This is a genomic window from Candidatus Nitrospira neuquenensis, assembly GCF_979578155.1.
Genome location: NZ_CEFZDU010000033.1, coordinates 151,985 through 171,740, shown reverse-complemented (window position 1 = coordinate 171,740; position 19,756 = coordinate 151,985). Strand labels below are relative to the sequence as shown.

Annotated in this window: 19 protein-coding genes; 6 read left to right on the top strand and 13 right to left on the bottom strand. The window is 69.8% G+C overall.

Annotated elements, in window-relative coordinates:
- The first annotated feature begins 84 nt into the window (after nucleotides 1–84).
- From moeB to AC1U7O_RS11660, 3 genes are all read left to right on the top strand, one after another.
- A complete protein-coding gene (gene moeB / locus AC1U7O_RS11670) occupies nucleotides 85–888 on the top strand; it encodes a molybdopterin-synthase adenylyltransferase MoeB (RefSeq protein WP_479895039.1) in 804 nt (267 codons plus the stop codon).
- A gap of 7 nt (nucleotides 889–895) precedes the next feature.
- The gene (locus AC1U7O_RS11665; RefSeq protein ID WP_479894952.1) at nucleotides 896–1,393 is read left to right on the top strand and encodes a M67 family metallopeptidase; all 498 of its coding nucleotides are present in this window, start codon (nucleotides 896–898) and stop codon (nucleotides 1,391–1,393) included.
- 61 nt (nucleotides 1,394–1,454) lie between these two features.
- The gene (locus AC1U7O_RS11660) at nucleotides 1,455–1,796 is read left to right on the top strand and encodes a hypothetical protein (protein ID WP_479894951.1); all 342 of its coding nucleotides are present in this window, start codon (nucleotides 1,455–1,457) and stop codon (nucleotides 1,794–1,796) included.
- 19 nt (nucleotides 1,797–1,815) lie between these two features.
- Here the strand turns inward: AC1U7O_RS11660 and AC1U7O_RS11655 are convergent, their stop codons facing one another.
- The 13 genes from AC1U7O_RS11655 to AC1U7O_RS11595 all read right to left on the bottom strand — a co-directional run bounded on the left by AC1U7O_RS11655 (nucleotide 1,816) and on the right by AC1U7O_RS11595 (nucleotide 15,445).
- The gene (locus tag AC1U7O_RS11655; protein ID WP_479894950.1) at nucleotides 1,816–2,025 is read right to left on the bottom strand and encodes a hypothetical protein; all 210 of its coding nucleotides are present in this window, start codon (nucleotides 2,023–2,025) and stop codon (nucleotides 1,816–1,818) included.
- An 8-nt stretch (nucleotides 2,026–2,033) separates the two neighbouring features.
- Nucleotides 2,034–2,228 (bottom strand): hypothetical protein, encoded by a 195-nt coding sequence (locus AC1U7O_RS11650; protein WP_479894949.1) that lies wholly within the window; start codon nucleotides 2,226–2,228, stop codon nucleotides 2,034–2,036.
- Nucleotides 2,229–2,242: 14 nt separating this feature from the next.
- Complete coding sequence (locus AC1U7O_RS11645; protein ID WP_479894948.1) at nucleotides 2,243–3,967, bottom strand: ABC transporter ATP-binding protein; 1,725 nt, start codon at nucleotides 3,965–3,967, stop codon at nucleotides 2,243–2,245.
- 7 nt (nucleotides 3,968–3,974) lie between these two features.
- On the bottom strand, nucleotides 3,975–4,505 hold the full coding sequence (def, locus tag AC1U7O_RS11640; RefSeq protein WP_479894947.1) for a peptide deformylase: 531 nt from the start codon (nucleotides 4,503–4,505) through the stop codon (nucleotides 3,975–3,977).
- A gap of 94 nt (nucleotides 4,506–4,599) precedes the next feature.
- A complete protein-coding gene (locus AC1U7O_RS11635) occupies nucleotides 4,600–5,394 on the bottom strand; it encodes a HEAT repeat domain-containing protein (RefSeq protein WP_479894946.1) in 795 nt (264 codons plus the stop codon).
- Between the two features lie 100 nt (nucleotides 5,395–5,494).
- On the bottom strand, nucleotides 5,495–8,593 hold the full coding sequence (locus AC1U7O_RS11630) for an efflux RND transporter permease subunit (protein ID WP_479894945.1): 3,099 nt from the start codon (nucleotides 8,591–8,593) through the stop codon (nucleotides 5,495–5,497).
- 16 nt (nucleotides 8,594–8,609) lie between these two features.
- Nucleotides 8,610–9,758: an efflux RND transporter periplasmic adaptor subunit gene (locus tag AC1U7O_RS11625; protein ID WP_479894944.1), complete on the bottom strand. Its 1,149-nt coding sequence runs from the start codon at nucleotides 9,756–9,758 to the stop codon at nucleotides 8,610–8,612.
- Nucleotides 9,755–11,182 (bottom strand): TolC family protein, encoded by a 1,428-nt coding sequence (locus AC1U7O_RS11620; RefSeq protein ID WP_479894943.1) that lies wholly within the window; start codon nucleotides 11,180–11,182, stop codon nucleotides 9,755–9,757. Before AC1U7O_RS11620 ends, AC1U7O_RS11625 begins: the two co-directional genes overlap by 4 nt.
- A 99-nt stretch (nucleotides 11,183–11,281) precedes the next feature.
- The gene (locus AC1U7O_RS11615) at nucleotides 11,282–12,337 is read right to left on the bottom strand and encodes a polyamine ABC transporter substrate-binding protein (RefSeq protein ID WP_479894942.1); all 1,056 of its coding nucleotides are present in this window, start codon (nucleotides 12,335–12,337) and stop codon (nucleotides 11,282–11,284) included.
- A complete protein-coding gene (locus tag AC1U7O_RS11610; protein ID WP_479894941.1) occupies nucleotides 12,334–13,101 on the bottom strand; it encodes an ABC transporter permease in 768 nt (255 codons plus the stop codon). Before AC1U7O_RS11610 ends, AC1U7O_RS11615 begins: the two co-directional genes overlap by 4 nt.
- 22 nt (nucleotides 13,102–13,123) lie before the next feature.
- Nucleotides 13,124–13,984, bottom strand: coding sequence for an ABC transporter permease (locus AC1U7O_RS11605; RefSeq protein WP_479894940.1), 861 nt, complete (start codon nucleotides 13,982–13,984; stop codon nucleotides 13,124–13,126).
- Nucleotides 13,985–14,007: 23 nt separating this feature from the next.
- Nucleotides 14,008–15,105, bottom strand: coding sequence for an ABC transporter ATP-binding protein (locus AC1U7O_RS11600; RefSeq protein ID WP_479894939.1), 1,098 nt, complete (start codon nucleotides 15,103–15,105; stop codon nucleotides 14,008–14,010).
- A 55-nt stretch (nucleotides 15,106–15,160) separates the two neighbouring features.
- On the bottom strand, nucleotides 15,161–15,445 hold the full coding sequence (locus AC1U7O_RS11595) for a hypothetical protein (protein ID WP_479894938.1): 285 nt from the start codon (nucleotides 15,443–15,445) through the stop codon (nucleotides 15,161–15,163).
- A gap of 125 nt (nucleotides 15,446–15,570) precedes the next feature.
- Here AC1U7O_RS11595 and glgC point away from each other — a divergent pair, with 125 nt between their 5' ends.
- The 3 genes from glgC to AC1U7O_RS11580 are packed head-to-tail and all read left to right on the top strand — an operon-like array spanning nucleotide 15,571 to nucleotide 19,695.
- Entirely contained in the window at nucleotides 15,571–16,809 is a 1,239-nt protein-coding gene (gene glgC, locus AC1U7O_RS11590; RefSeq protein WP_479894937.1) for a glucose-1-phosphate adenylyltransferase, read from the top strand.
- Entirely contained in the window at nucleotides 16,784–18,637 is a 1,854-nt protein-coding gene (locus AC1U7O_RS11585) for a helicase-related protein (RefSeq protein WP_479894936.1), read from the top strand. The genes glgC and AC1U7O_RS11585 overlap by 26 nt, the downstream gene beginning before the upstream one ends.
- On the top strand, nucleotides 18,634–19,695 hold the full coding sequence (locus AC1U7O_RS11580; RefSeq protein WP_479894935.1) for a DEAD/DEAH box helicase: 1,062 nt from the start codon (nucleotides 18,634–18,636) through the stop codon (nucleotides 19,693–19,695). Before AC1U7O_RS11585 ends, AC1U7O_RS11580 begins: the two co-directional genes overlap by 4 nt.
- Nucleotides 19,696–19,756: the final 61 nt, after the last annotated feature.

The following is a 19,756-nucleotide window of genomic DNA, read 5'->3' as shown; positions in this document are numbered from 1 at the left end:
TCAGGGCGAGCGTGCTCCGACACCACTGTGGGCCCACCTGCCGACTGGTCCACGCGTTCACTCGCTGACGTGCCACTGATCTCCATGGACTTCACCGACGAGCAAATCCAGCGGTACAGCCGGCACATCATCCTGCCGGAGGTCGGCGGCAAGGGACAGAAGAAGCTCGCCCGCGCCAGGGTCCTGGTCATCGGAGCCGGCGGGCTCGGCTCCCCCGCCGCGCTCTACCTGGCCGCGGCCGGCGTAGGCACGATCGGCCTCGTGGACGGCGACGTCGTGGACCTGTCCAACCTGCAGCGGCAGATCCTGCACACCACCGCCACGGTCGGCGTGCCGAAGGTCGAATCCGGCCGGCGGACCCTCGCCGCGCTGAACCCCGACATCACGGTCAAGACCCACCAGGAGAACGTCTCGGCCGACAACATCCTGGGCCTGCTCGCCGACTACGACCTCGTCCTCGACGGCTCCGACAACTTCTCCACCCGCTTCCTGGTCAACGACGCCTGCTTCTTCGCGAAGAAGACCCTGGTCTCCGGCAGCATTTTCCGCTTCGAGGGGCAGCTCACGACCATCAAGCCGCACGCGGGCTACCCCTGCTACCGCTGCCTCTACCCCGAGCCGCCGCCGGCGGGCCTGGTCCCGAACTGCCAGGAGGCCGGCGTGCTGGGCGTCCTGGCGGGGACGATCGGCGTGCTCCAGGCCGCCGAGGCGATCAAGGAGATCCTCGACATCGGCGAGACGCTCGCCGACCGCCTGCTCATCTACGACGCGCTGGAGATGAAGTTCCGCAAGCTCGCCCGCCCCAAGGACCCCGACTGCCGGCTCTGCGGCCCGCGGCCCGCCATCACCGACCTGAGCGGCGACTACACCGTCTCCTGCGCGCTCTGACCCCGCCGTGCCGACGCTCACGATCCCCCAGGCCGTCCTCGCGGAGATGATCGCCCACGCCCGCGAGATGGATCCCTTCGAGTGCTGCGGTCTCCTGGCGGGCACGGACGGCCGGGTCACGCGCCATTATCGCATCACGAACACGGTGGCCCGCGACGCGCGCGCCGTGGAGGTATTCGAGGAGGCGAGCGTCAAGAACCTGGCCTCCCTGTCCGAGACCGCCCGTGCGGAAGTCGCCTATTTCATGGACCCGACGGAGATGGTGGCGGCCTTCAAGGATATGCGGCGCCGCAAGCTCGACCTGACCGTCATCTACCATTCCCACACGCGCTCGTCCGCCTATCCCTCCACGACCGACATCGGGCTCGCCTACTACCCCGACGCCTGGTACGTCATCATCTCCCTGGCGGACAAGGACCGGCCGGACGTCAGGGCCTACCGGATCAAGGATCGCGTCGTGACCGAAACGCCCTTCGCCATCGCCTCACCCGCAGAATTTTTCTAGACCGGTCGCCATCGGCCCTGCCATAATGAGGGCCTTCATCCTCTCCTGGGAGGCCCGGACGATGCCTACGAGACCAACTTCCCGCCGGCCGGTCCTGCTGGTCGCCGCTCTCGCCTGCCTGTGCTGGAGCGGCCCCGCGGCCGCCGAAGACAAGAGCTATTACAGTCCCATCATTCAGGTGAACGCCAAGCAAGGGTACATCGTGATCGCCGCGGACGGGAAGGTCTTCGGCGTGGCGGCGAGCGAAGAGGCGAAGCCCCATCTCGAGAAGCTGCCGGTCGGCGGGATGCTGGACGTCGTGGTCGAGCTCAAGCCCGGGGACGAGCCGCCGGTGATCAAGCGCTGGCGGCTGATGAGCGGAGAGTCCGCCTGCAAGGTCTTCGACGGCAAGAGCTGCAAGTAGGGGGCCGCCGCCCGATCGGCTACTCCGAGCTGCCCAGCATGTCGTCGATCAGCGGGCGGTTGATGTCCAGGCAGCCCGGACAGACCGCGTCGAAGAGCGCGACGTAGTCGTTCGCGAAGTTGCGCTCGTCCACGAGGCCCTCGGCGACCACCTGCTCGTGGCAGGTATCGCAGAGCATCATCAGGCCCCGCATCACCGAGACGGTCTTGCGTCCGCCGCTGCCCGGCATCAGCCCCCTTATACCGATCCCTTCACCCGGGCCATCCAGAAGTCCTCGGTTTCCAGCTCCACGCCGCAGCGGGGGCATTCGTAGGGCCGATCCGGCGGCGGCGGCGCCATCTCCTCCGTCTGCACCCGGCCCAGACAGACGTGGTAGAACCGCCCGCGCGCGTGCTCGTTGTCCAGCGGATCGCTCTCGAAGATCAAGACCATCGTCCGTCGTCCCGTTACGTCTGGAACTGGGCCTCGTACAGCCCCGCGTAGGTCCCGCCCAGCAGCATCAGCTCGTCGTGGGCGCCCGCCTCGACGATCCGGCCGCGGTCCACGACCACGATCCGGTCCACGCTCTGCAGCGTGGACAGCCGATGCGCGATGATAAAAGTCGTGCGGCCCCTGGTCAAGTTGGCCAAGGCCTCGCGGATCCTCACCTCGGTCTCGGTGTCGATGTTGGACGTGGCCTCGTCGAAGACGACGATCGGTGGGTCCTTGAGCAGCACCCGGGCGATCGAGAGCCGCTGTTTCTGGCCGACCGACAGCTTGACGCCGCGCTCCCCGATCCAGGTGTCATACCCCTCCGGCAGCGCTGCGATGAAGTCGTGGGCCCGCGCCGCGCGGGCGGCGGCCTCCAGGCGGGCCTGGTCCGCGTCCGGGTCCCCGTAGAGCAGGTTCTCCCGCACGGTTCCGTTGAACAGGAAGGGCTCCTGCTGGACGAGGCCGATCTGGCTCCGCAGGAAGGCCAGGGGGAGGTCCCGCACGTCCACGCCGTCGATCGTCACGCGGCCGGCGCGCGCGTCGTAGAACCGCATCAGCAGCTTGAGCATCGTGCTCTTGCCCGCACCGCTCGGCCCGACGAGGGCGACGCGCTCCCCCGCCCGGACGTCCAACATGATGTTCTCCAGCACGGGAAGGTCCGGCCGGTACGCGAAGCTCACCCGCTCGAACCGCACGGCACCGGCGAGCCGCGTCGCGGGGGCTACGGCGCCCGGGCGGTCCTCGACCTCGGGCCGCTGGTCCAGGATCTCGAACACCCGCTCGCTCGCCGCCAGCGCATGCTGCAGCATGTGGTTGACCGAGTGGATCTGGTTGATCGGCACGTAGAAGAGGGCCAGGTACGAGAGGAACATGACCAGTTCGCCGATCGTGAGCGTCCCCGCCGCCACCGCGCCGGCGCCGTACCAGAGGATGAGCACGGCGCCCAGGCTCCCGGTGAAGACCATGCCGGGGGAATAGACCGACCAGAGGTACATGGCCTTCAGGTTGCTCTCCGCGTAGCGGCGGCTCAGTCGGTCGAACCGCGTCTGCTCGTAGGCCTGCCGGTTGAAACCCATCGTCTCCCGGATGCCCGAGAGCGCGTCCTGCAGGTAGGCGTTCAGCTCGGCCGCCTGCTTGCGGATCGCGTGGTAATAGCGATGGACGCGCCGGGTGAAGAGCGTCGCCGCCAGGACCAACACGGGGATCGGCAGGAAGGCCAGCAGCGCCAGCTTCCAGTCGAGCGCGAGCAGCACGCCGGCGATCCCGACGAGCGTCAGCGTCGCGATCAGCATCCCCTCCAGCCCGTCGACGAAGATCCGCTCCACGTGTTCGGTGTCGGCGTTCACCCGCGACATGATCTCGCCCGTCGAGCGGTTCTCGAAATAGCTCAACGACAGCCGCTGGAGCGCGGCGAACACCTCGGCCCGCAGGTCGCGCACGACCCGCTGCTCCAGCCAGTTGTTCAGACGGATGCGGAGGGAGGCGAAGAGGTTCCGAAGGGCGTGGGCGCCCACCAGACCCGCGATCACCCAGGGGAGCTGCGCGGTCCGGCCCGCCTGGATCACGTCGTCGATCGCGACCTTGACCAGCCAGGGCGGCACGAGCTCGAGCAGCGTGGTGACGGCGGCGCAAGCGAGGGTGGCCGCGGCGGCGAGGCGGTAGGGCCTGAGGTACCGGAGGACGCGAAGGAGGGAGCCCACGGCCGGGTCAGATCACGGTGGCGTGCTCTTGACGCCAGTAGCGGTCGAACTCGTCCAGTTGCACCAGTGTCGTGAGGTCGGTCATCCGGTCGATGAACACCTTCCCGATCAGATGGTCCAGCTCGTGCTGGATACAGACCGCGTAGAGCCCCGTCGCGTCCAGGTCGAGCCGGTTGCCCTCCCGATCCAAAGCCCGGACCCGCACCATCGAGGGGCGCGTGACCTTGCCGCGGAGGTTGTCCACGCTGAGGCAGCCCTCCCACATCTCGGCCTGCTGCGGCCCGTAGTAGACGATCGAGGGATTGATGAGCACCGTCCGCGGAAAGCCGCCCTCGCCCGGACACTCCATGATGACGACCTGCTCCGAGCGGGCCACCTGCGGGGCGGCGAGGCCGATCCCCTCGTACTCGACCATGGTCTCGAACATATCGTCGATGAACTGCTGGAAGGCCCGGCTGCCGATCTGGTCCGGGTCCACCGGCTCGGCGAGCTTCCGCAGCAACGGATTGCCCAGCTTGATGACTTTCAAGACGGCCATGGGAGTCTTCCTCGGAATTCGATCTTGCAACCCCGCGAATCCGCGACGGTTATAGCATAGCGACAGCGCGGCGGACAACCGCCGCGCCGTCGTGTCACAGCGGCGGCCGCTGGCGTCGCGGCTCGGGCAGCTCGAAGGTGGCTCCGCTCTCCTTCCACCAGTCCACCCACTCCTGGGCCCACTCCACCCGCTCCTCCTTCGAGGAGTTCTCCCAGTCGTGCATGTCGGTCGGATGGCGCGTCAGCAGCCAGAGCGACTGCACGGCGGAGATCGCCACGAAGCGCTCGTCGTCGGGAACGAGCTGGATCAGGACGGGAATGACCGCCTTGCTCCGGACGTGCCGCGCCTCGAAGGCGGCCGCCTTCCTGATCGTCGGGTTGGGGTCCTTGGCCATGACCTCGATGGCCGGGGGGGCCTGGGCCGCGTCCAGCCGGACCGCGACGCGCAGCGCGTGCTCCCGGACCCGCGGCATCTCCTCGGCGGTCTTCGCCGTCTCCAGGAGCGCCGGCACCGCGCCGGGGTCCTTGATCATCGAGAGCGTCTCGATCGCGTTGTACCGCAGCCGCGCGCCCGGCATCTTCAGGGCCCCCACCAGCACCGGCACGACCGGCGGCCCCAGGTGGACGAACTCCCCCATCGCCCAGAGCTCCTGCTTGCCCTCCAGCATCGGCAACAGCGCCTCGGCCCGCTTGACCTGCTCCGGGGTCATCGGCCCCGTCAGCGGCGGGACGGTCGTGTTGGGAATGTCCTCGGTCTTCGGCGGCCCCTCGTAGGGGACCTGGACCGGCACGATCCGGGCGAGGGCGCCCGCGTCGCCCGCAGAGGAGCCGACTGGCGCGAGAAGGCCGCCGGCCAGACAGCCGATCAGGAACAGTCGCTTCACGTCCATGTTCCAGCCCTTCTCCGATCTCGATCCCGTCCGACCCGACGCGCAACGGCCCCATCTTATCCGGCCGAAACGCGGGAATGCAATCGAGGGGCCGCCCGGGTCAGCCGGCTCGGCCGGGTGTCGTGCCTCCCTCGATCTCCGGCTCCCGCTCGCGGCGGTGGAGCAGCTCGTAGAGCACCGGCAGGACGACGAGGATCAGCACCGCGGAGGTCAGCATGCCGCCGACCACGACGCGGGCCAGCGGACGCTGGGCCTGGGAGCCGATGCCCGTGGCCACCGCCGCCGGCAGCAGCCCGATCGCCGCGGCCAGCGTCGCCATCAAGATGGGCCGGAGCTGCGCGTCCGCGCCCCGCAGGACCGCCTCGGTCACGGACAGCCCGGACAGCCGCAAGTCGCCGATCCGCGTGATCAGGAGCACGCCGCCCAGGATGGCCACCCCCAGCGTGGAGATCACCCCCACCGCCGCGGAGATGCTGAAGGGGGTCGCCGTGGCCACGAGCGAGAGCACGCCGCCGATCAGCGCGAAGGGCACCGTCACCAGGACCAGGAGCGCGTCGCTCAGCGAGCCGAAGGCCGTGTACAGGAGGAACAGGATCAGCACGAGGCTGATGGGCACGACCACGGCCAGGCGCCGACGCTCGGCTTGGAGCTGCTGGTACTGGCCGGCCCATTCGAGCCGGTAGCGCTCGGGCAGGCGCACCGATTCCGTGATGCGCGCCTGCGCCTCCTCGACCGTGCCGGCCAGGTCGCGGTTCCGGACGCTGAACTTGATCGGGATGTACCGCTCGTTGTTCTCGCGGTAGATGATGAAGGCCCCGGTCTGGGTGGAGATCGAGGCGATCTGCTTGAGCGGAATCTTGGCGCCGGTCGGGGTGCTCACCTGGATGTTCCCGATGGTCTCGATGTCCCGCCGGTACTCGGGGAGGAAGCGGACGACCAGGTCGAAAGACCGCTCCCCCTCGAACACCTTGGTCACGGCCTGGCCGCCGATCGCCGCCTGGATGACGGCGTTCACGTCCGACACCAGGAGGCCGTACCGCGCGCTCGCCACCCGGTCCACCTCGATCACCAGGTTGGGCTGGCCGAGGAGGCGGAAGAGCCCCAGGTCCTTCACGCCGGGCACCCGGCGCATCACCCGCTCGATCTCCACCGCCTTCTCCTCCATCGTCCGCAGGTCCGTCCCGAAGAGCTTGATCGAGTTCTCGCCCTTGACGCCGGACATGGCTTCCTCGACGTTGTCCTGGATGACCTGGGAGAAGTTCAGCGTGACGCCCGGGATCGCGGCCAGCGTGGCCTCGAATTCCTCGATCAGCGCCGGCTTGGTCAGACCGGGACGCCACCGCTTCTGCGGCTTGAGGTTCACCAGGAACTCGGCGTTGAAGAAGCTCGTCGGGTCCGTTCCGTCGTCCGGCCGGCCGAGCTGCGAGGCGACGGCGGTGACCTCGGGCCCCGCGCGGAAAACGTCCCGAATCTCGCTCGCCACACCCGCCGCCTGCTCGAAGGAGATGTCCACGGGCATCGTCGCGCGCACCCACAGGTTCCCCTCCTCCAGGGCCGGCATGAACTCCCCGCCGAGGACCTGCAGGGCCAGCAGCGCGACGGCGAGCAGCCCCAGCACGACCCCGAGGACGGCCCAGCGGCGCACGAGCGCCCGCCGCAGCACTGCCCGGTAGACGCGACGGACCACCCGGACGACCGCCGTGTCCTCCTCGCGGAGCGGTCCCGTCAGCAGCAACGAGCAGAGCACCGGGGCCAGCGACACGGCCATCAGCAGGGCGCCCAGCAGGGCGATCCCGTAGGTGATGGACATGGGGGCGAAGATCTTGCCGGGCACCCCGGACATGGTGAACAGCGGGATGAAGGCCACGACGATGATGGCCGTGGAGAAGAAGATGGGCCGGCCCACCTGCCGGGCGGCCCGCACGATCTGGTGATGCGGCGTCAGGCCGGGGCCGTGCGCGTGGGCCAGGTTGGCGAAGATGCTCTCGACCATGATCAGCGTCGCGTCGACGATGATCCCGAAATCGATGGCGCCCAGGGAGATCAGGTTGGCGGACTGGCCGATCGAGACCATCATCGCGAAGGTGAAGAGCAGCGAGAGCGGGATGGTCAGCGCCACGATCAGCGACGCCCGCAGGTTGCCGAGGAACACGAACAGGATCACGAAGACCAGCACGACGCCGCTGATGAGGATGTCGGTGACGGTCTGGATCGTCGTGTGGATCAACACCGTCCGGTCGTAGAAGGTCTCGATCCGGACGCCCTTGGGCAGCTTCCAGCCGTTCAGCTCCTCGACCTTGGCCTTCACCCGCGCCAGGACCTCCAGGGCCTTGGCCCCGCGCTGGAGCAGGACGACGCCCTCGACCACGTCCTCCCGGTCGTCGATCCCGACCTTCCCCAGGCGGACCCGGTGCCCCACGCTGACCCGTCCCAGGTTCTGGACGAAGATCGGGGTGCCCGCCTTCTCCGCCACGACCACGTGCTGGATGTCGTCGAGGTCCTTGATGAGCCCCACCCCCCGGACGTTGTAGTTCTGGGCGCCGATGGAAAGGTAGTTGCCGCCCACGTTCGCGTTGCTGTTGGACAGGGCGCCCATGACGTCCGAGAGGCTGACGCCGTAGCTCACCAGCGCCCCCGGGTCCACGTCCACGTGGTACTCCTTGGTCGTCCCGCCGAAGGTCGTCACGTCGATCACGCCGGGCACCCGCTTGAACTCGCGGCGCAGGTCCCAGTCCTGAATGGTCTTCAGGGCGGTCAGCGAATCGCCGTCGCCCCGCAGCTCGTAGCGGTAGATCTCGGCGATGGCCCACCAGGGCGACAGCGCCGGCTGGACGCCCGGCGGCAGCGACACCATCGCGATCCGATTCAGGACCTCCTGCCGGTCCACGTGGTAGCTGGTATTGAAGTCGAAGTATACCTTGATGTCGCTGAGGCCGAAGATGGACAGGGAGCGGATCGCGGTGAGGCCGGGCATGCCGTTGAGCGCCACCTCGAGCGGGATGGTGATCTGGCGCTCGATCTCCTCGGCGGACCACCCGGGGTTCTGGGTGATCAGCTCGACCATCGGGGGCGAGGGGTCGGGGTAGGCGACGATGTCGAGGACGCGGAAGGCGTAGAGGCCGCCGACGAGCAGCATCAGCCCGACGGCGCAAACCAAGGCACGTTGCTGCAGGGCGGCTTCGACGACCTTGGCGACCATCGCCGCTGCCCGGCCGTCAGCTCTTGAGGTCTTGGCCCTTGATCAGGACCGCGCCCTTCGTCACGATGCGGTCGCCGGAGGCCAGCCCCTCGAGCACCCGGACGCGGTCGCCGGACGCGGCCGCCACCTTCACCGGACGCCTGACGAACTTGCCGGGGGCCTCGACGACGTAGACGAACTGCTTGCCGTCCGCCTCCAGGACAGCTTCCTTGGGCACGGCTAGGAAGGGCGCGGCCTCGGCCACCTGGATGTGCAGACGGGCGAACATCTCGGGCTTGAGCTTGCCGTTCTCGTTGTCCACCCAGGCCCGCACCTTGATCGTGCGCGTCATCGGGTCCACCAAGTCGCCGATCGCCGCGATCACGGCGCTGAAGTTCGTGCCGGGGTAGGCCTCCACGGTGACGGTCGCCACCTGGCCCACCTTGACCAGGGCCAGGTCGCGCTCGTAGAGGTCCGCCACGACCTGCAGCCGGTCCAGGTCGGCCACGGTGAACAGGACCTGGGTCGGATCGCCGCCGACGGACTGGCCCGGCGTGACCAGCCGCTCCACCACCGTGCCGGTGAGCGGGCTCTTCATCTCGAACCGCGAGGTGATCTTCTGCTCGGCGAGGGGCTTCTCCAACTCCCCGGCCGGTACACGGAGGGACAACAACCGTTCCTTGGCCCGGCGGAACTCCGCCCGTGCCTTCACCAGGTCGTTCTCCGCCTGCTTGAGGTCCTTCTGCGGGAGAGCCTTCGTCTCGAAGAGGTCCTTGGCCAGCTCGTAGGCGCGGCTCGCGTACTCCAGCTCCGACGCCTCCTTGACGAAGTCGGAGTAGGCCGCCGTGATGTCCGGGCTGTCGATCACGACGAGGACGTCGCCCGCCTTGACCCGGTCGCCCAGCTTGGCCCGCACCTCCAGGACCCGGCCCTGGACCGGCGAGGAGATCTTCGAGTAGCGGTCCTCGCCGTAGGCGACCTTGCCGGCGAGCGTGACGACCGGCGTGACGGGGCTGTAGTCCACGACGGCCGTCTCGACCCGGCTCAGCAGGTCCGCCGACGGCGAGCCGTGCGGGGCCGCCGCGGGCGGCGCCGCACTCGTGGAGGCGGGCTCCTCCCCCCGGCCGCAGGCCCCGGCCAGGGCGGCGAGCCCCAGGAGACAGGCGACTGTGAGTCCGCGCGTCATGAGGTGATCTCTTTCCCCACGGCGTTCTCGAGCTGGAACAGGTTGTGCTGGTACTGGAACAGGGCCTCGATGTAGTTCTGTTGGATCGCCCGCGACGTCCGGGCCGCGTCCAGCAGGTCGAGGATGGTCGCGCCGCCGCGCTCGTAGGCCCGCTCCACGATCGTCAGGGTCGCCCGCGCGTCGTCGAGGATCCCGGCCAGGTAGGCCTCGACGAGCCGGCGGCTCTGGACGAGCGTGCGGTAGGCGATGTCCACCTGGTTCTCGACCTGGTTGAGCGTTTTCTGGAGGTCCGCGTCGGCCATCTGCAGCGCGACGTCCGCCTGGACGATCCCGCCCTGGTTCCGGTTGAAGATGGGGAGCGGGAGGCTGAAGCCCAGCCCCACCTGTTGCTGGTTGTCGGGACCGTGGGGGCCCTGTACCGCGTACCCCGCGTTGATCGTGACGTCGGGAATCCGGTGAGCCCGGGCGAGCTTGAGGTCGGCGATCCGCTGGGACTTGGTCAGGCGTTTCACGCGGATGTCGGGCCGGGCCTCGAGCGCCACGGTCCGGAGCGACGTGATGTCCGGCTCCACCCGGTGGTACTCCAGCTCGGTCGTCAGCTCCAGGGCCTGGTCGGGCGACAGCCGGAGCAGCATGCGCAGGTCCGAGCGGGCGGTGTCCGCGTCCTGCGTGGCCTGGATCACCTGGGACTGAAAGTCCACCACCTGCAGCCGGATCCGGATCAAGTCCACCTCGGCGATGAAGCCCTTCTTGAACCGGATCGTGTTCACTTCCAGGATCCGGGCGAAGCGATCGCGGTTCTCCTCGGCCAGGGCCAGGCGGCGCTGGGCGAGCTGCACGCGGTAGTAGGTGTCCTTGACCGTGAAGCCGAGCTGCCGGACCGCGTCCTCGAACTCGGCCTCGGCCGACCGGGTCCCGTAGTCGGCACTCTCGATCCGGTAACCGCGCTTGCCGGCCAGCTCGAAGAGCTGCTGGACCATGGGGAAGACCTGGCCGCTCCTGTCCAGCGTGTTGCCCTGCGTGTAGGAGCTCAGGGTCGAGACCTGCAGGTTGGGGTTGGGGAAGAGCGCCGCCGTGATCTGCTGCCCCTTGGCAAAGTCGATCCCGAACTTCGTCATGAGCAGGTCGAGGTTCTGCTTCAGGAACATCGCCAGCGCCTCGTTGAGGCTGAGGCGCAGGACCGACAGACCCGGCGCCGGGGGCGGCTCCGGGACCCTCATCCGCCCGCCCTCGGTCGCCGGCGCGCCCTGAGCCTGGGCCGGCGCCTTGGGCGGCGTACCCTGCCCGGCCGGCGCGGCCTGGACGGACGGCGCCGACAGCCCGGCCAGCCCCAGGACCAGCGCCAGGCAGGCCGCCATCCGGACGGGGGACGCGCGCCCGCCGCCGACACGTCCGCGCCCGTTCACGACCCGAGGTTCCTCCATGACCACGCTCCTCGCCTCCTCGGCCATCCGGCCAGCTTGCGCCCCGCTATTCTACAGAGTTCCCTCCGGGATTGGGACTAGGAAATTTGCTGGCCGATCTCAGTAGAGCTTGAGCGCCGTCCAGGCCCGGTCGTAGGCGCGGATGGCCCCCCCGACGTCGGTCATCCATTCCAGCCGGTCGAAGGCCGCATCGGGGGGGTACACGGCGGGGTTGTCCCGCACCTCCGGCCGGACCAACGGCAGGGCCTCCCGGCTCGCCGAGGCGAAGAGGAGCCGCTCCGTCGTGCGGGCCGCCACGCGGCGGTCCAGGAGGTGGTTGATGAAGGCCGTGGCCAGGTCCTTCCGCCGTGAGGACTTGAGCACGACCAGGCAGTCCACCCAGATCGTCGCCCCCTCCCGCGGCAGGGCATACTTGATGGACGGCCGCTCGGCCATGGCCCTCGCCACCGCGCCCCCCCACCCCTGGGCCAGGACCACCTCCCCGGAAGCCAGGAGCTGGTCGTAGGTGTCGCTCGTGTAGGTCTTCACGAGGGGCTTCTGCTCGAACAGCTTGCGCGCGGCCTGCTCGACGGCCGCCGGGTCCCGGCTGTTCTGCGAATGGCCCAGGAGGTGGAGCGCCGCCCCCAGGACCTCGCGCTGGTCGTTCAGCATGCTGATCCTCCCCGCATACCGACGGTCCCAGAGAGCCTCCCAGCTCTCCGGCGGCTCGGACACGACGGCCGAGTCGTAACCGATGCCGACCGTGCCCCACAGGTAGGGCACGGAGTAGCGCCGCTCCGGGTCGAAGGGCAGGGCCCGCAGCTGGTCGAGAAAGCGCTCGTCGCCGGGGATCTTCGACCGGTCCAGCTCGGCCAAGAGCCCCAGCTTCATCATGATCGCCGCCATGAAGTCCGAGGGCACCGCGACGTCGTAGCCGCCCGCCCCGCCCTGCAGCTTGGCCAGCAGCTCCTCGTTGCTGCTGAAGGTGTCCGCCACGACCCTGACGCCGGTCTTCTCCTCGAACTCCGCCAGCGCCGCCCGGTCCACGTAGTCCGACCAGGTGAAGTAGTAGAGCGTCCGCCCCGCGCCCGGCCCCTCCTCCGACGGGCCGCAGCCGGCGAGCAGCAGGATCAGCGCCGCGCCCGTGAGTCCGGCCGCTGTCGCCGCGCCCCTCATCGCCGCTGCAGGGCCAGGGACAGGCCGACCAGGGCCATCGAGGCGAGGACGAGCGCCGCCGAGAGCGCGTTGATGACCGGCGAGATCCCCGTCCTGACCATCGAATAGATTTTCAGCGGCAGCGTGGTCGCGCCGGGGCCGGCGGTGAAGAAGGCGACGACGAAATCGTCCAGCGACAGGGTGAAGGCCAGGAGCGCCGCCCCCGCCAGCGCCGGCGCGAGCAGCGGCAGCGTGATGCGCCGGAAGGCCTGCCAGGGCGTCGCGCCCAGGTCCAGCGCCGCCTCCACGAGGGCGGGGTCCAGCTTGCGCAGCCGCGCCCGGACGATCAGCGCGACGAGCGGGAGGTTGAGCGCCGTGTGGCCGATCGCGATCGTCGCCAGGCTCAAGGGCACCCGGACCAGGACAAAGAACAGCATCAACGACACCCCCATCATGACCTCGGGGATCACCAGCGGCAGGACCAGCAGGCCCTCCGCCAGCCGCCGGCCGCGCGGGCCCATGCCTTCCAGCGCGAGCGCGGCGGCCAGGCCGAGCGCGAGCGCGACCGCCGTGGAGGCCCAGCCCACGACCAGGCTGTTCCACAGGGCGGCCCGCAGGGAGTCGTCCTCGATCAGCAGCCGGTACCAGCGGAGGGTGAAGCCCCGCCAGTCGGCGGCCAGGCGCGAGTCGTTGAAGGAGAACAGCAGCAGGACGACGAGCGGCGCATAGAGAAAGGCCAGGTCCGCCAGGCTCGCGCCGACCAGCCAGCCGCGCCGTCCGTCCATCGGGTTCCCCCGCGCCCCGGCCTCACGGGGAGGCGGGGCCCTCCCCGTCGCCGCGGCCCTGGAGGCGCAGGTAGACGGCCAGGGGCAGGACGACCAGGCCCATCAGCAGGAAGGAGAAGGCCGAGCCCAGCGGCCAGTCGCGGATCACGAGGTACTCGTGCTGGATCAGCGTCCCCGCCATCATGGACCGTGCGCCGCCGAGCAGGTCCGGCGTGATGAAGGCGCCCAGCGAGGGGATGAAGACCAGCAGGCCGCCGGCGACGACGCCGGGACGGGCCAGGGGCAGGACGATCCGTCGGAAGACCGACCAGCCGGAGGCGTAGAGGTCCCAGGCCGCCTCGATCAGCGAGCCGTCGAGCCGCGCCAGCGCCGCGTAGAGCGGCAGCACCATGAACGGCAGGTAGCCGTAGACGAGGCCCAGCAGCACCGCGCCGTCGTGGTAGAGCAGGGCCAGCGGCCGGTCCACGAGCCCCAGGGCGAGCAGGACGCCGTTCAGCCAGCCCTCGGTCCGCAGGATGAACATCCAGGCGTAGGTCCGCACCAGAAAGCTCGTCCAGAACGGCAGCATGATCAGGAAGAGCCACAGCCCCTGGCTGCGGGGCGGCAGGCGCGCCATGTAATAGGCCAGGGGAAACCCCAGGACCAGGCAGAGGGCGGTCGTCGCGCCCGCCAGCCAGATCGAGCGCCAGTAGACCCGCAGGTAGAGAGGGTCGAACGCCAGCCCGTAGTTCTCGACCGTGAAGGTCCACTCCACGCCGCCGTACAGGCCGCGCGAGGCTAGGCTGATGGCGAAGACCAGCGCGAGCGGCGCGACGAAGAACAGGGCCAGCCAGGCGGCCGCCGGCGCCAGGAGCCAGGCCCGGCCGGCGGCTGCGGTCGGCACCGCCCCTGACGGCTCGGGGGAATTCACTCGGCGAGCACCGCTCCTTCCTCCGCGCCCCACCGGACGAGGACGGCCTCGCCGGCCTCGAAGGGCTTGGCGTCCGACCTGCCGTTGGGCGCCAGCGCCAGCCAGGTGGGGCCGCCGTCCAGGTCCACGAGATACTGGGTTTCGCTCCCGCCGTAAATGGCCTTGCGGACCCGGCCCGGCAGCAGGTTGTCGGCCGGCTCCCCGCCGCGCTCGCGCGCGAGGAGGAGCGCTTCCGGCCTCAGGACCAGCGTGGCCGCCTGGCCGGGGCCGGGCCCGCGCGGGCGCCGCGCGCGGAGCGGCGGCAGGCCGGGGCGGTCCGTCGCGACGAACAGGCAGCGCTCCCCCTCGACGGCGGCGACCCGTCCCGCCAGGCAGTTCGACCGACCGAGGAAGCGGGCCACCGCGGCGGTCGCCGGCGCGGCGTACAGCTCGCGGGGCGAGCCGACCTGGAGCACGCGCCCCCCGCTCATGACGGCCAACCGGTCCGAGAGCGTCAGGGCCTCGTCCTGGTCATGCGTGACGCAGACGAAGGTGATCCCCGCCTCCTCCTGGATGGTCTTGAGCTCGACCTGCATGTCCCGCCGGAGCTGTTGGTCCAGCGCTCCCAGCGGCTCGTCGAGCAGCACGAGGGCCGGCCGGTTCACGAGCGCCCGCGCGAGCGCGACCCGCTGCTGCTCGCCGCCGGAGAGCTGGGCCGGATACCGGTCGTGGTGCTCGTGCAGCCGCACCATCGCGAGCGCGGCCCGCACGCGGGCGTCGATCTCGGGCCGCGGCCGGCGCTGCATCTCCAGCCCGAAGGCGACGTTCCGGAAGGCGGTCAGGTGGGGAAAGAGAGCGTAGTGCTGGAAGACCAGGTTCACCGGCCGGCGGTTGGGCGGCACGTCCCGCATCGAGCGGCCCTCGATGAGGATCTCGCCGCGGTCCGGCCGCTCGAACCCGGCGAGGAGCCGCAGCAGGGTCGTCTTGCCGGAGCCGCTGGGACCGAGAATCGAGAAAAATTCGCCCCGCCGGATCTCCAGCGACACCCCGTCCACCGCGCGGACGCCGCCGTAGGCCTTCTCGACCTGGCGTATGGCCACACTCGTGTCGGCCAACCCTGCGGGTCCTCCGATGGGGGCGGGAACCAGCCGGTCCGGGCAGCGGGCGGGGTCAGTCGGCGAGCCCGGCCTTGCGGCCGCCGTTGCGGGCGCGCTCCCGCTTGCGGCGCCACTCCTGGTGTTCCTGGAGCAGCTCCTGCCGCAGCGCCTCGTGGTCCTCCGCCACGATGCGGACGAGCCGGTCCGCGTCCTCGGCATGGTCGCGGACCAGCTCCGAGAGGGTGCACACCTGTCGTTCCAGCCGTTCGAGGCGCCACAGCACCTCCGTCATCCGCGCCGCCGGGCTCGTGGGAGCCGGCCCCCGTCCACCCGTCGGCGCCGCCGCTTTCTTGGCCATTCCCCCTCCTCCGCTCGCGGTCTCGCCGCGATGGCCCGTAGTATCGTCGCGCGGCGCCGGCCTGTCAACCGCTTCGTGGGCGCCGTCCTTTCCATTTGTCCCCTGTCCTGTTACAATTCCGCCCCATGCGGACCACCCTCGCGATGGTGCTCGCGGGAGGCAAGGGCGAGCGCCTGCATCCGCTGACCCAGTACCGGGCCAAACCCGCCGTCCCCTTCGGGGGACAGTACCGGATCATCGACTGCACCCTCAGCAACTGCCTGAACTCGGCCGTCCGGAAGATCGCCGTCTTGATCCAATACAAATCACACTCCCTCGACCGCCACATCCGAAGCGGGTGGGACCTCCTGAGCCCCGAGCTGGGCGAGTTCATCATCTCGGTGCCCCCGCAGCAGCGCATCAGCGAGGACTGGTACCGCGGGACGGCGGACGCGGTGCATCAGAACCTGTTCCTCCTGGACGCGGAGCGGCCCGAGTACCTGCTGGTGCTGGCCGGCGACCACATCTACAAGATGAACTACGCGGACATGCAGCGGTTCCTCGTCGCGAAGGAGGCGGACGCGGTCGTGGGCGTGATCGAGTTTCCCCTGGAGGAGGCCGGCCGCTTCGGCGTGATCGGCGTGGACGAGGAGGACCGGATCGTGCGCTTCGAGGAGAAGCCGGCCCGCCCCTTCCCCGCGCCGCGCGACCCGTCCAAGGCCTACGTCTCCATGGGCATCTACCTGTTTCGGACCTCGGTCATCCGCGACTACCTGAGCGACGACGCGCGGCAGGACTCTTCCCACGACTTCGGCCGCGACATCATCCCCCGCATGATCCGCGAGGCCCGCGTCTTCGCCTTCCAGTTCCGCGACGAGAACCGCAAGGACGTCCAGTACTGGCGCGACATCGGGACCCTGGACGCCTACTGGGAGGCCAACATGGACCTGGTCGCGGTGGACCCGCTGTTCAACCTCTACGACCAGAACTGGCCCATCCGCACCTACCAGATGCAGGTGCCCCCCGCCAAGTTCGTCTTCGCCCAGGACTACCAGGGGGGGCGGATGGGGGTCGCGCTGGACTCGATCGTCTCGGGCGGCTGCATCATTTCCGGCAGCCGCGTGCAGAACAGCGTGCTGTCGCCCAACGTGATCGTGCACGACCATGCCGAGGTGCGGGAGTCCGTCCTGATGGAGAACGTCGTCATCGGCGAGCGCGCGCGCATCCGGCGCGCGATCATCGACAAGGACGTCGTCCTCCCGCCCAAGATCGAGATCGGCTACGACCCGGAGGCGGACCGCCGACGCTTCACGGTGACGGAGTCCGGCCTCGTGGTCATCTCCAAGGGAACCAAACTGCATGCCGCCTTCGATCCATCCGGTTGACCTGGTCAACGCGCTCCGCCACAAAAACCTCACGCCGGCGATCGTCTTCCTGACTTCGCGCCGGGCCTGCGACGACGCCATGCAGGCCTTCGAGCGGAGCCACGCGACGCTGCCGCCGGCCCGCCAGGAGGCCATCGCCCGGGTCCTGCAGGAGGTCGTCGCCCAGTACCCCAGCGTGGCGGACCATCCGCTCGCGGCGACCGTCCGGCGCGTGGGCGTCGCGGCGCACCACGCCGGCCACCTGCCCTCCTGGAAGATCGCGATCGAGGAATTGATGCGCCAGGGCTGCCTGGACGCGGTGTTCGCGACGACGACCCTGGCGGCGGGCGTGGACTTCCCCGCCCGCACGGTCGTGATCACGCAGTCGAGCGTGCGCAAGGCGCGCGACTTCACCGACCTCACGATCGGCGAGGTCCAGCAGCTCGCCGGACGCGCCGGGCGCCGCGGGAAGGACCTGGTGGGCTACGCCGTCGTCACGCCCTCGCCCTACATCGACCTGCAGGTGCTGATCAAGGGCTTCACCGGACACCCCGAGCCGATCGACAGCCAGTTCGTGATTTCCTACCCGATGGTGTTGAACCTCCTGAAGGCGCACCCGGTGGACCAAATTCAGTCCATCCTCGCCAGGAGCTTCGCGCAGTTCCAGCTCAACCGGCGGGCCGAGCAGCTCGAGGGGAAGCTGGACCAGATCCACGAGCAGATGGCGCCCTACGGCCCGCGCGTCTGTACGGACTGGATCACCCAGTGGCAGGTGTTCGAGCAGGCCCGCCGGCAGAAGGCCCACCGGGCCCACACGCGTCAGCGCGAGCCGGCGGAGCTGCGCGCGCGCCTGCACTTCCTGACGCCGGGACGGGTCGTCGGCCTCGTCAAGGGCCGCGGCCTCGTGCTCCGACAGTACCGGAGCCGCGGGCAGCGGAGCCCCATGCTGACGGTGCTGCGGCCGGGCGGCGGGATCGTCGAATACCCGGCGACCTTCGTCACCCAGGTCGTGGACCGCACGATCGAGATCGCGGAGGCGCCGGTCTACCCCTGGTGCACCCCGGCGAGCCTGGACCGGGCGGCGCGGGAGCTCGCGGACCTGCCGGGCCGGCTCCCGGAGCTGCCCATCCTGGTCCAGGAAGACGACGAGGGCGACTTGGTGCAGACGCTGACCGACGAGTTCCCCTGCCCCACCTGCCCCTCGCGCCCCGCCTGCCGGAAGGACCACCCGGCGGCGCTGCGCCTGCGCCAGGAGATGCAGCGGCACAGCAAGGCGATCCAGGCCCTCCGCAACAGCCTGTGGCATCGGTTTCAGGAGCGGGCCGAGGCGCTGCAGCGGTTCGGATACCTGACGCCGAGCTTCCACCTGACGGAGGACGGCGAGTGGGCCCGACTGATCCGGATCGACCACTCGCTCTTGATCACGGAATTGATCCGCGCGGACGCCTTCGGCGGGGCCGAGCCGCCGCTCCTCGCGGCGGTCATGGCGAGCATCGCCCACGACGACGACCGGCCCGGCGCCTTCCCGCGCATGAGCCCCGGCCTCGCCTCGCTGCTGGGGCAAGTCCGCCAGCTCGCGGAAACCCTGGCACCCCACGAGGACCCGCCGCTCCTGCGCGCCGACGTGGCGGCGCTGGTCGAGCGGTGGATCGGCGAGCCGGCGCTCACGTGGATCGGGCTGTGCCGCGTCACCACGATGGCCGAGGGAGACATCTATCGCCTCCTCGCCCGCACGATCGAGTACCTGTCGCAGATCCAGACGCTCCGCGCCACGCATCCGGGCCTGGCGGATGCGGCCGCCCGCGCGATCAAGGCGGCGCGGCGCGGCGTCCTGGAGGAGTTGCCATGACCACCGACGAACTGGAACAGTTGATGGCGGAGCAGCCCGTAGGCGTGCTGCACCAGTTGGCGCGGGGGCGCGTGCATCGGCACTTCCGCATGGGTAAGCGCCGGCTGATCGAAGCCCTCCTCCGCCACACGGCCGAGAACCGCGCCGGACTGGAGTCGGACCTCCAGACCCTGATCCGGGAGCGGAGCACGCGGCCCCCCACTCCCCCACAGCCCAGGCCGGAGCCGCGCCGTCCGCGGCCCGGCCGCGCGGCCACCCCGGCCCAGGCCCATCAGGCGGAGGTCGAGCCGGCGGAGCCGCCCGTGGACCTGGCGGCCTTCCTCGAGGGCATCGGCGTCCCCGAGCCGCGCCCCTTCGTTCCCGACGCCTGGCAGGAAGAGGCGCTGCGGCACCTTGCGACCACGGACGTGATCGTGAGCGTGCCGACCGGCAGCGGCAAGACCTACGTCGCGATCGAAGCCGCCCGCCGCGCGATGGCCTTGGAAGAAACGGTCATCTACACCTCTCCGCTCAAGGCCCTGTCCAACACGAAGTTCACGGAGTTCACGCGGCTGTTCGGCGCGGACCGGGTGGGCATCCTGACCGGCGACCGGCGCGACAACCCGCAGGCGCCGTTACTCATCATGACGACGGAGATCCTGCGCAACCTGCTCTACGACGCGGCCGGCGGCGAGATCGACGTGCGGCTCGACACGCTCGGGCTCGTCATCATGGACGAGTCCCAGTACCTGGCGGACCCGGAGCGCGGCGTGGTGTGGGAGGAAACGATCATCTTCTGCCCCTCTCAGGCCCGCCTGCTCCTCCTCTCGGCCTCGATCGGCAACCCCCAAGACGTGGCGGCCTGGCTCACGAGCATCCGCCAGACACCCTGCCACCTGATCCGCCATCACCGCCGTTCCGTCCCCCTGCGCGCCGGGTACCTCCATCCGAACGGCAAGTTGACCCCCCTCTTTCGCACGGCAGGAATTCCGCAGGGCCCCCATCCCCCGATCCACCCCGAAGCCCGAAGACTCTTTGCCCAATACGAGGACGAAACGCTCCGGCCGCATTCCCGTTAGCAGGCCGTCACATAAAACGGACAGCGTGTTGAAAACGCAACGGTTTATCCAGCCTTGACAC

Coding starts and splice junctions, on each gene's coding strand:
- AC1U7O_RS11635 (WP_479894946.1), bottom strand. CDS start 5,394: ATGGACGTGAAGCGACTGTTCCTGATCGGCTGTCTGGCCGGCGGCCTT.
- AC1U7O_RS11650 (WP_479894949.1), bottom strand. CDS start 2,228: ATGGTCTTGATCTTCGAGAGCGATCCGCTGGACAACGAGCACGCGCGC.
- AC1U7O_RS11585 (WP_479894936.1), top strand. CDS start 16,784: ATGCCGCCTTCGATCCATCCGGTTGACCTGGTCAACGCGCTCCGCCAC.
- AC1U7O_RS11620 (WP_479894943.1), bottom strand. CDS start 11,182: ATGGAGGAACCTCGGGTCGTGAACGGGCGCGGACGTGTCGGCGGCGGG.
- AC1U7O_RS11630 (WP_479894945.1), bottom strand. CDS start 8,593: ATGGTCGCCAAGGTCGTCGAAGCCGCCCTGCAGCAACGTGCCTTGGTT.
- moeB (WP_479895039.1), top strand. CDS start 85: ATGGACTTCACCGACGAGCAAATCCAGCGGTACAGCCGGCACATCATC.
- AC1U7O_RS11580 (WP_479894935.1), top strand. CDS start 18,634: ATGACCACCGACGAACTGGAACAGTTGATGGCGGAGCAGCCCGTAGGC.
- AC1U7O_RS11655 (WP_479894950.1), bottom strand. CDS start 2,025: ATGCCGGGCAGCGGCGGACGCAAGACCGTCTCGGTGATGCGGGGCCTG.
- AC1U7O_RS11625 (WP_479894944.1), bottom strand. CDS start 9,758: ATGACGCGCGGACTCACAGTCGCCTGTCTCCTGGGGCTCGCCGCCCTG.
- def (WP_479894947.1), bottom strand. CDS start 4,505: ATGGCCGTCTTGAAAGTCATCAAGCTGGGCAATCCGTTGCTGCGGAAG.
- AC1U7O_RS11660 (WP_479894951.1), top strand. CDS start 1,455: ATGCCTACGAGACCAACTTCCCGCCGGCCGGTCCTGCTGGTCGCCGCT.
- AC1U7O_RS11615 (WP_479894942.1), bottom strand. CDS start 12,337: ATGAGGGGCGCGGCGACAGCGGCCGGACTCACGGGCGCGGCGCTGATC.
- glgC (WP_479894937.1), top strand. CDS start 15,571: ATGCGGACCACCCTCGCGATGGTGCTCGCGGGAGGCAAGGGCGAGCGC.
- AC1U7O_RS11610 (WP_479894941.1), bottom strand. CDS start 13,101: ATGGACGGACGGCGCGGCTGGCTGGTCGGCGCGAGCCTGGCGGACCTG.
- AC1U7O_RS11595 (WP_479894938.1), bottom strand. CDS start 15,445: ATGGCCAAGAAAGCGGCGGCGCCGACGGGTGGACGGGGGCCGGCTCCC.